The sequence below is a fragment of the Veillonellaceae bacterium genome (genome assembly GCA_012523975.1).
Lineage (GTDB): Bacteria > Bacillota > Negativicutes > JAAYSF01 > JAAYSF01 > JAAYSF01.
This window is the reverse complement of sequence record JAAYSF010000093.1, coordinates 1-8,594: the sequence shown is the minus strand read 5'-3', so window position 1 is coordinate 8,594 and position 8,594 is coordinate 1. Positions and strand designations below refer to the sequence as shown.

Here is an 8,594-nt window from a genome sequence, read left to right as displayed (position 1 = left end):
TAGCAAGAATGTTCATTCTAATTGCTTGACACATACAAAGCTCCTTGCTAAAATTGTACTATCTAACAATATATTGGGATGAAGGTTATGGGAGAGACCGCTAAGCGGCGCCGAAGGAGTAAGCTCTTTGTTAAACTTTCAGGCAAAAGGACTGTAACCGGACTGAACTCTGGAGAGCACGTCTATTAGATGTCACCGACGGGGAGCCTTGGGCAAATCTCTCAGGTACAACGGACAGAGACAAAGAGGCTACTATGCCTCTTTGTCTCTGTTTTATTTTAACCAGTAGTAAGTAAAAAAGAGAGTTTAACGGGGATAATATTACAAAGGAGATGATTTGTATGACGGCGAGGCAAACGCCGCTGTATGACACGCATGTTAAGTACGGAGGCAAGATGGTAGAATTTGGGGGGTGGCTGCTTCCGGTTCAGTATTCGGGTATTATTGAGGAACATCAGGCGGTTCGGCAAAAGGCCGGGTTATTTGATGTTTCCCATATGGGTGAGGTGTTGGTTAAAGGACCTGATGCATTGGCCTATCTGCAGAGATTAGTAGCAAATGACGTATCAAAAATAGCGGACACTCAGATTCAGTACACTCCGATGTGTTATTCCAATGGCGGCACGGTCGATGATTTGTTGATTTATAAACGGAGCAATGAGGAATATTTTTTAGTTATAAACGCGGCTAATATTGATAAAGACTGGAATTGGATGCAAGAAAACAGCGTTGGATTTAATATTGAATTGATAAACCTTTCGGATGAAACTGCTCTATTGGCTTTGCAAGGGCCGTTGGCCGAAACGATCCTGAGTAAATTAACAGATGCGCCGCTTGGCGAACTTCGCTTCTATTGGTTTATGCCGCAGATAACAGTTGCCGGGAAATCTGTCATGATTTCGCGGACTGGCTATACCGGCGAAGATGGTTTCGAAATCTACTGTCAACCGCAAGATGCAGAATATCTGTGGGAGGCGCTGATGGAAGCAGGTCGACCGCTTGGTCTTATGCCCGCAGGGCTAGGCTGCCGGGATACACTTAGGTTCGAAGCCGCGCTGCCGCTTTATGGTCACGAATTATCTGCCGATATTACTCCGGTGGAGGCCGGAATTGGCAAGTTTGTAGCAATAAATAAGGGAGACTATAATGGCAGCGATGTGCTGGTGCAGCAAAAAACAGTGGGACCTGCACGTAAAATTGTCGGTTTTGTTATGACAGGCCGAGGGATACCGCGCGCTGACTATTCGGTAGTATATGAAGGACGCCGGATAGGTAAGGTAACTACCGGTTCTTATGCTCCTAGTCTGGATAAAAATCTTGGCTTAGCTTTGGTAGAAACTGAGTATAGTAAAGTAGGTCAGCATTTTGACATTGAAATTCGCGGCAAATATATTGCCGCTGAAGTAATTGCTAAACCATTTTACAAACGAGAGGGGAAATGACAATGAACATTCCGAAAGAGCTTAAGTATTCAAAAGACCATGAGTGGGTTAAAGTTGACGGCAACCGGGTAACCATTGGTATTACCGATTATGCTCAAATTCAGCTTGGTGACGTTGTGTTCGTAGAACTTCCTGAAGTTGGCGCTCAAATTACTGTGGACAGCGGTTTTTCGGTTGTAGAATCTGTTAAAGCCGTATCCGATGTTTATTCGCCGGTATCGGGCCAAGTTGTTCAAATAAATGAAGCTCTTGCCGACTCACCTGAAATGGTAAACCAAGACCCCTATGGCGATGGTTGGATAGCGGTAGTTGATATTTCCGATAGTAATGATCTCGATAAACTTTTGAGCAGTGATGAATATGAAAAACTGATAGCTGAGGAAGGAGATCACTAAATGGCTTGGAGCTATCTTCCACATACCGAGGAAGACCGGAAGGCCATGCTTGACGGCATTGGTGTAAAGTCTGTAGAGGAACTTTTTAATGATATTCCGGCCGAGCTTCGTATGGATCATTCGTTAAATATCCCAGCGGCTTTGTCAGAGCCTGAACTCGCGAGCCATATCGCCGCCTTGGCCGAAGCTAATGTTAATGCTGCTGAGTATACATATTTCCTTGGGGCGGGAGCGTACGACCACTACCTCCCTAGCGTAGTCGATCATATACTGCGCCGCTCTGAGTTTTACACTGCCTATACGCAATATCAGCCGGAAATTTCCCAAGGTTATCTCCAGGCACTATGGGAATACCAGAGTATGATTGCCGAGCTTACCGGGATGGCTGTTGCTAATGCTTCGCTATATGATGGTGGAACGGCAGCAGCAGAAGCGGCGATGATGGCTGCGGGTGTTACTGGCAGGCGCGAAATTTTAGTGGCAAGCTCTGTCCATCCTAACTATCGGACAGTTCTAAGAACTTATGCAATGGACCGGGATTACAGTGTAGTTGAGCTAGGTTATAAAGATAGCCAACTTGATCTGGACCAAGTAAAAGCTAAATTAACAAAAAGCGCCGCGGCATTGATAATTCAGACGCCAAACTTTTTTGGTTCAATTGAAGATGTGAAAGCCCTTGCCGAATTAACTCATGCGCAGGGCGCGCTGCTGATTGTCGCAGTTGATCCAATTTCGCTCGGCTTATTGGAGGCGCCAGGCCTTCTCGGCGCGGACATTGTAATTGGTGAGGGGCAAAGTCTGGGCATTCCTATGTCATTTGGCGGCCCGTACCTAGGCTTTTTTGCTGCAACTGAAAAACTGATGCGGAAAATGCCAGGCAGAATTATCGGCCAAACGGTTGATCATGACGGAACCCGGGGCTTTGTTCTAACTTTACAAGCCCGGGAACAGCATATCCGGAGAGAAAAGGCCACGTCGAACATTTGCTCCAATGAGGCGTTATGCGCGCTTGCCGCAGCCGTATATTTAGGCACAGTAGGCAAGGAGGGCTTTCAGAAAGTAGCCTCCCTTTCACTGAATAAAGCTCATTATGCCTATAAACAATTGACGGGCTTAAATGGCTGTGAAGCAGTCTTTAAAGCTCCATTCTTTAAAGAGTTTGTCGTGCGCTTGAGTAAGCCGGTAGCTGAAGTTAATCAAGCCCTGCTTGCCGATAAAATTATCGGCGGGTTAGATTTAGGCAAATACTATCCGGACCTTAATAACTGCATGCTCGTCTGTGTAACAGAGAATCGGACAAGGGAAGAGATTGACCGGTTGGCAGCCAGACTGGGGGCGATATTATGAGAAAACCATATAAGCTAATATTTGAAATAAGTAAATCTGGACGCCGCGCCATTGATCTTCCGCAGTGCGATGTACCCGAGCAAGAAGCCGCTAGTTTGGTTCCTGCCGAATTCTTGCGAAAAACGCCGGCCGCCTTGCCGGAAGTCAGCCAGCAGGATTTAATTCGCCATTACACCGGACTGTCGCAGCGAAACTTTGGCGTAGATTCAGGGTTTTATCCATTAGGTTCCTGCACTATGAAGTACAATCCTAAAATCAATGAAGATGTGTGCCGCTATCCTGGGTTTGCCTTAGTACATCCGTTACAGGATGAAACTACGGTGCAAGGTGCGTTGGAACTCCTTTATAATATGGAACAGTATTTAGCCGAGATCGCCGGTATGGATGCCGTCAGTATGCAACCGGTAGCCGGGGCTCACGGCGAGCTGACCGGCCTTAAACTGATTCGGGCTTATCACCGGCACAGGGGTGAGAACCGGACTAAGGTTATTGTGCCGGATTCAGCTCATGGAACAAACCCGGCAAGCGCGGTTGTCTGCGGCTTAAGCACGGTCGAAATCAAATCCAACCCTGACGGATCAGTTGATCTCGAGGCCCTACGGGCCGCAGTCGGACCGGATACTGCTGCTTTGATGCTGACAAATCCCAGCACACTGGGCATGTTTGAAACTAATATAAAAGAGATTGCTAAGATTGTTCATGATGCCGGCGGTCTTCTCTATTACGATGGCGCGAATGCCAATGCTATTATGGGGATTACCCGTCCGGGTGATATGGGTTTTGACGTTGTTCATTTCAACCTGCATAAAACATTCAGCACGCCTCATGGCGGCGGCGGTCCAGGCGCTGGGCCGATTGGAGTAAAAAAAGCACTTATACCGTTCCTGCCTGCACCGGTAATTGTAAAACAAGACGATAAATTTCATTTGGATGAAGACCGGCCGTTGTCCATTGGTAAAGTTCATTCTTTCTACGGCAATTTTGGGGTTGTTGTCCGGGCGTACGCTTATATCCGCGCCTTAGGTCCCGACGGACTCAAGCAATCCAGCCAAGATGCCGTATTAAATGCAAACTATGTATTAAGTCAGTTGAAGGATGACTTTTATGCTCCCTTTGATCGATTCTGCATGCATGAATGCATTCTAACTTCTAAGAATCAAAAGTCTGCCGGGGTACGGACGCTGGATATTGCCAAACGGCTGTTAGACTATGGTTATCATCCACCGACAATCTATTTCCCGCTTATTGTTGAGGAAGCGCTAATGATTGAGCCTACCGAGACCGAAAGCAAAGAAACGCTAGATAGCTTTATCGGCGTTATGCGCAAAATTGCCCAAGAGGCCAAGGAAGATGCCGCTCTTATCACAAATGCGCCCCAGACTACGGTGGTAGGCCGCCTAGATGAAGCAGCAGCAGCGCGTAAACCGGTTGTAAAATGGAAAGCTTAAACCGGCTTCCACTTCCGGATGCTATTCGCTTTGCTTATCCGCTTAAGACAAAACCGGTGAGCGTGACGGGAACTAAATGCGAACTTAATTGTGCCCATTGCGGCGGGCACTACCTTAAGCATATGACACCGCTGGCCGAAGTCACTGGCGCTGATGACAGCGCCAGCTGGCTAGTGAGTGGTGGCTGCCGCCTGGATGGCGGCGTTCCATTAAAGGGAAGTATCAATAGGCTTGCTGAACTAAAGCAAAAGCGGCGGTTCAACATGCATGTTGGCTTAGTAACAGAGGAAGAAATCAATGATTTAGCGATGATCGCCGATTGCGTTTCCTTTGATTTTGTCGGCGATGACAAAACAATTAAAGAAGTGTTGGGTAATGGACGTACAGTGGAAGACTATGTAGAATGCTATAAGGCCCTTGCCCGCAAGGTTCGGGTTATGCCCCATATCTGTATTGGTTTAGCAGGCGGCGAACTACGGGGAGAGTATAAAGCAATGGAACTATTGCGTGAGTTGGGGGTTGAATCCCTAACTTTTATTATCTTTATGCCGACCCGCGGCACGCGATTTGCTGATCGTAAGCCGCCGCGCATCGAGGAATCAGCTCAACTTTTGAGTGACGCAAGACTGAAATTCCCAAATATTCCTCTGCACCTTGGCTGTATGCGGCCTGGCGGTCGGTACCGGGAGGAAATCGACAAATGGTCGGTGCGAATAGGCATAAACACCGTTGTAAACCCTGCTCCAGCCGCAGTACGGCTGGCAGAACGCCTCGGGCTTACTATTACGCGCGGAGAGGAGTGCTGTGTGCTATGAGTATTTGGAAATTATCGGCCGGCACTGCCGCCGTTATTGGGAAAAAACAAATGAAGCTTGAAGTGCCGCCCACAACCGCATACATTATGCTTGGTGAAAAATGCCGGAATAACTGCAGTTTCTGTGCACAATCACAGGGGAGCACGACCCGCTCCGACATGTTATCCCGGGTAACCTGGCCAGATATACCGAGTGATGAAGCGGTGGCGGGAATATCAGCCGCTTATCGGACCGGTAGACTTAAAAGAGTATGTCTTCAGGTAGTCAAAAACAGTGACAGCAGGCAGACGAGTTTTGCTGCGCTACAAGCCATTACCGCTAAAAGCGCTATTCCGGTCTGCATATCAAGCAACATTGAGTCGGTTGAACAGGCTAGAGAGATGCTTGCTTGCGGGGCTGATCGGGTTTCCATCGCACTTGATGCGGCCGTTCCGGAAATTTTCCGGGAGGTAAAACATGACTCCTGGGAACGGCGTTGGTCATTATTGCTGGAATGTGCTAAGGCACTGCCCGGGCGAATCAGTACTCATCTTATCGTCGGGCTGGGCGAAACAGAAAAAGAAATGGTTTCAACAATCGCCAATTGTATTGCGCGGGATATCAACGTGGGATTATTCGCTTTTACACCGCTAAAAGGCACTGCCTGGGCGGATAAGAAGCCTCCGGCAATCGAGCATTATCGTAGGATTCAAATTGCTTTTCATCTTATTAAAAAAGGAATAGACCATAAAAACTTTAAATACCGGGAGGGACAAATCGCTGATTTTGGCTTGCCGGTAGAGAAACTTCTTGCTATGCTTGCTGACGGAAAGGCTTTTGAAACCAGCGGCTGCGAAGATTGTAACCGTCCGTACTATAATGAACGGCCAGGCGGTATTATGTATAATTATCCTCGCCCGCTGACGCAGCCGGAAGTTAGCCAGGCGGTAGAAGAATGTGGGATAATAGCTTCAGGCATAGAGGTAAAAGATAATGACAAAATGGCGGCTTGTTAATAGCGGCGTCGGTACAGCGGCACAAAACATGGCGGTTGATGAGGCTATTTTAAAGGCTCATGCTGCCGGAGAAGTACCGCCTACCCTGCGGTTTTACGGGTGGCATCCAGCGGCTGTTAGCCTGGGCTATTTTCAGTCGGCGGACGCCGAAATTGATATAGCAGCCTGCCGCGCTAACGGGATTGATTTGGTAAGACGCTTAACCGGCGGACGAGCGGTTTTACATGATATGGAATTAACGTACAGTCTGGTGATATCAGAGAATGATCCTTTGATACCGCCTACGATAACAGCATCTTACCGCTACTTCAGCCAAGGTCTTATTGCTGGGCTGCAAAAGATGGGTGTAAAAGCTCAAATGAGCATGCCGCGTGAAGCTTATAGCCAAAGCAAACGCCGACATGCATCAGCAGCCTGTTTTGATGCGTCTTCTCATTATGAGATCACTTTTGCCGGGCGAAAACTTATCGGTAGCGCGCAAGTGCGTAAGGACGGAGTAATAATGCAGCATGGTTCAATATTGCTGACCTTTGAGCCAGCGATACTTGTGTCTTTACTCAACCTACCGTCAGCGGAAAAAAGAAATTCGCTGCAAAAAGTGCTTGCCGACCGGGTGATATCGGTATCAGAAATCATGGGCCGCGATGTAGATTGGGAAGAAACATACCTAGCTATGTCTAGTTCCTTTGGCCCGGCATTAGGAATAGATGTTATCAGCGGTGAGCTTACAAGCAGTGAAGTGGCGGCAGCAAATGAACTTATTGCAACCAAGTATAGTCAGGATAGCTGGAATCTAATGCGTTAATCCATGATGACAGGAGGACAAAATGAGGTATGATGTAGCAGTAATCGGCGGCGGTCCCGGTGGTTACGTAGCAGCTATCCGGGCGGCGCAGCTCGGCGGTACCGTTCTATTAGTCGAAAAAGATAAACTGGGCGGGGTATGTCTTAATCGGGGTTGTATTCCCACTAAAACATTGCTGAAGAGCGCTGAGAAATGGGAAGGTCTTAAACATCTAACCGAGTTTGGCTTAAAAGCCGATGATATTAGCTTTGATTTTAGTGCTGTAATGGCGAGAAAGAGCAATGTAGTGGCTCAATTACGTGGCGGGATTGAGCAGCTGGTAAAAAGCAATGGTATTGAAGCTGTATATGGTAGTGCTAAACTTACGGGGCCTAGCAGTATTGTTGTAAAAAAACAGGACGGACAGGAGCTTTGCTTTACGGCAAACAAAATAATTATCGCTTCCGGTTCCGCCCCGGCCTCCATTCCGATACCAGGCATTGATTTGCCTGCGGTTATTACCAGTGATGATATGCTAGAGCTTTCCGAAGTACCAGAAAGCTTAGTAGTAATTGGAGCCGGAGCAGTCGGTATTGAATTTGCCGCTATCATGAATGCCTTTGGGTCACAGGTAACTGTTGTTGAAATGTTTCCTACAATACTGCCCAGCGTTGATCTTGACATAGTCAAACGTATGGGACTGGTTTTGCGCAAATCTGGGATAAAAACTATTGCCGGAGCAAAAGTCACCGCCATTGAAGATACTGGCGATAATGCTCTGGTAAAAATCGATACTGGCAAAGGTCTCCAAGAGCTGACCGCAGAAAAGGTGCTGGTGGCCGCAGGGCGGCGTCCGGCTAGCGAAGGGCTGGGATTGGAAGTAGCCGGTGTCAATTATGATCGTTCAGGTATAGCTGTAAATGACAAAATGGAGACCAATGTCAAAGGGATTTATGCCATTGGCGATGTTACCGGCCGAAGCATGCTTGCTCATGCAGCATCAGCGGCCGGCATGGTCGCGGCTGAAAACGCGATGGGAAGGTCTTCCAACATGGACTATGGCGTTATACCGAGTTGTATATTTACTACGCCTGAAATTGCCATGGTCGGACTGACTGAGCAGGTGGCCAAAGCCGAGCGGCGTGAGGTTAAACTGAGCCGCTTTAACTTTGCAGCTAATGGCAAAGCGGTAGCAATGGGAGAAACTGATGGTTTAGTCAAAATCGTGGCCGATGCGGTTACAGGCAAGGTACTTGGTATGCATATTATGGGGCCGCACGCCAGCGATTTGATTATGGAAGGCACACTCGCTATCCGCAAGGGGTTGACTGCACAAGATATTGCCCATACCATTCATCCGCACCCCAG

Annotated in this window: 8 protein-coding genes and 1 riboswitch; all 8 genes read left to right on the top strand. The window is 47.9% G+C overall.

Annotation, left to right across the window (positions count from 1 at the left end; genetic code table 11):
- Positions 1-78: 78 nt before the first annotated feature.
- A riboswitch (glycine riboswitch) is annotated at positions 79-164 on the top strand.
- Positions 165-341: 177 nt separating this feature from the next.
- Positions 342-1,442: a glycine cleavage system aminomethyltransferase GcvT gene (gene gcvT, locus GX348_12115; GenBank protein ID NLP42902.1), complete on the top strand. Its 1,101-nt coding sequence runs from the start codon at positions 342-344 to the stop codon at positions 1,440-1,442.
- Between the two features lie 2 nt (positions 1,443-1,444).
- Positions 1,445-1,837 (top strand): glycine cleavage system protein GcvH, encoded by a 393-nt coding sequence (gene gcvH, locus GX348_12110; GenBank protein NLP42901.1) that lies wholly within the window; start codon positions 1,445-1,447, stop codon positions 1,835-1,837.
- Complete coding sequence (locus GX348_12105) at positions 1,838-3,184, top strand: aminomethyl-transferring glycine dehydrogenase subunit GcvPA (GenBank protein ID NLP42900.1); 1,347 nt, start codon at positions 1,838-1,840, stop codon at positions 3,182-3,184.
- Complete coding sequence (locus GX348_12100) at positions 3,181-4,632, top strand: aminomethyl-transferring glycine dehydrogenase subunit GcvPB (GenBank protein ID NLP42899.1); 1,452 nt, start codon at positions 3,181-3,183, stop codon at positions 4,630-4,632. Before GX348_12105 ends, GX348_12100 begins: the two co-directional genes overlap by 4 nt.
- Complete coding sequence (locus tag GX348_12095) at positions 4,620-5,447, top strand: radical SAM protein (protein ID NLP42898.1); 828 nt, start codon at positions 4,620-4,622, stop codon at positions 5,445-5,447. Before GX348_12100 ends, GX348_12095 begins: the two co-directional genes overlap by 13 nt.
- Entirely contained in the window at positions 5,444-6,442 is a 999-nt protein-coding gene (locus tag GX348_12090; protein NLP42897.1) for a radical SAM protein, read from the top strand. Before GX348_12095 ends, GX348_12090 begins: the two co-directional genes overlap by 4 nt.
- Positions 6,420-7,247, top strand: coding sequence for a lipoate--protein ligase family protein (locus tag GX348_12085; GenBank protein NLP42896.1), 828 nt, complete (start codon positions 6,420-6,422; stop codon positions 7,245-7,247). The genes GX348_12090 and GX348_12085 overlap by 23 nt, the downstream gene beginning before the upstream one ends.
- A gap of 22 nt (positions 7,248-7,269) precedes the next feature.
- Positions 7,270-8,594: dihydrolipoyl dehydrogenase (gene lpdA, locus GX348_12080; GenBank protein ID NLP42895.1), on the top strand; the 1,325-nt coding region annotated here is incomplete at its 3' end.

What these genes read in the sequence shown, in the direction of transcription:
- gcvT (NLP42902.1), top strand. Translation starts at nt 342, where the DNA reads ATGACGGCGAGGCAAACGCCGCTGTATGACACGCATGTTAAGTACGGA.
- gcvH (NLP42901.1), top strand. Translation starts at nt 1,445, where the DNA reads ATGAACATTCCGAAAGAGCTTAAGTATTCAAAAGACCATGAGTGGGTT.
- GX348_12105 (NLP42900.1), top strand. Translation starts at nt 1,838, where the DNA reads ATGGCTTGGAGCTATCTTCCACATACCGAGGAAGACCGGAAGGCCATG.
- GX348_12100 (NLP42899.1), top strand. Translation starts at nt 3,181, where the DNA reads ATGAGAAAACCATATAAGCTAATATTTGAAATAAGTAAATCTGGACGC.
- GX348_12095 (NLP42898.1), top strand. Translation starts at nt 4,620, where the DNA reads ATGGAAAGCTTAAACCGGCTTCCACTTCCGGATGCTATTCGCTTTGCT.
- GX348_12090 (NLP42897.1), top strand. Translation starts at nt 5,444, where the DNA reads ATGAGTATTTGGAAATTATCGGCCGGCACTGCCGCCGTTATTGGGAAA.
- GX348_12085 (NLP42896.1), top strand. Translation starts at nt 6,420, where the DNA reads ATGACAAAATGGCGGCTTGTTAATAGCGGCGTCGGTACAGCGGCACAA.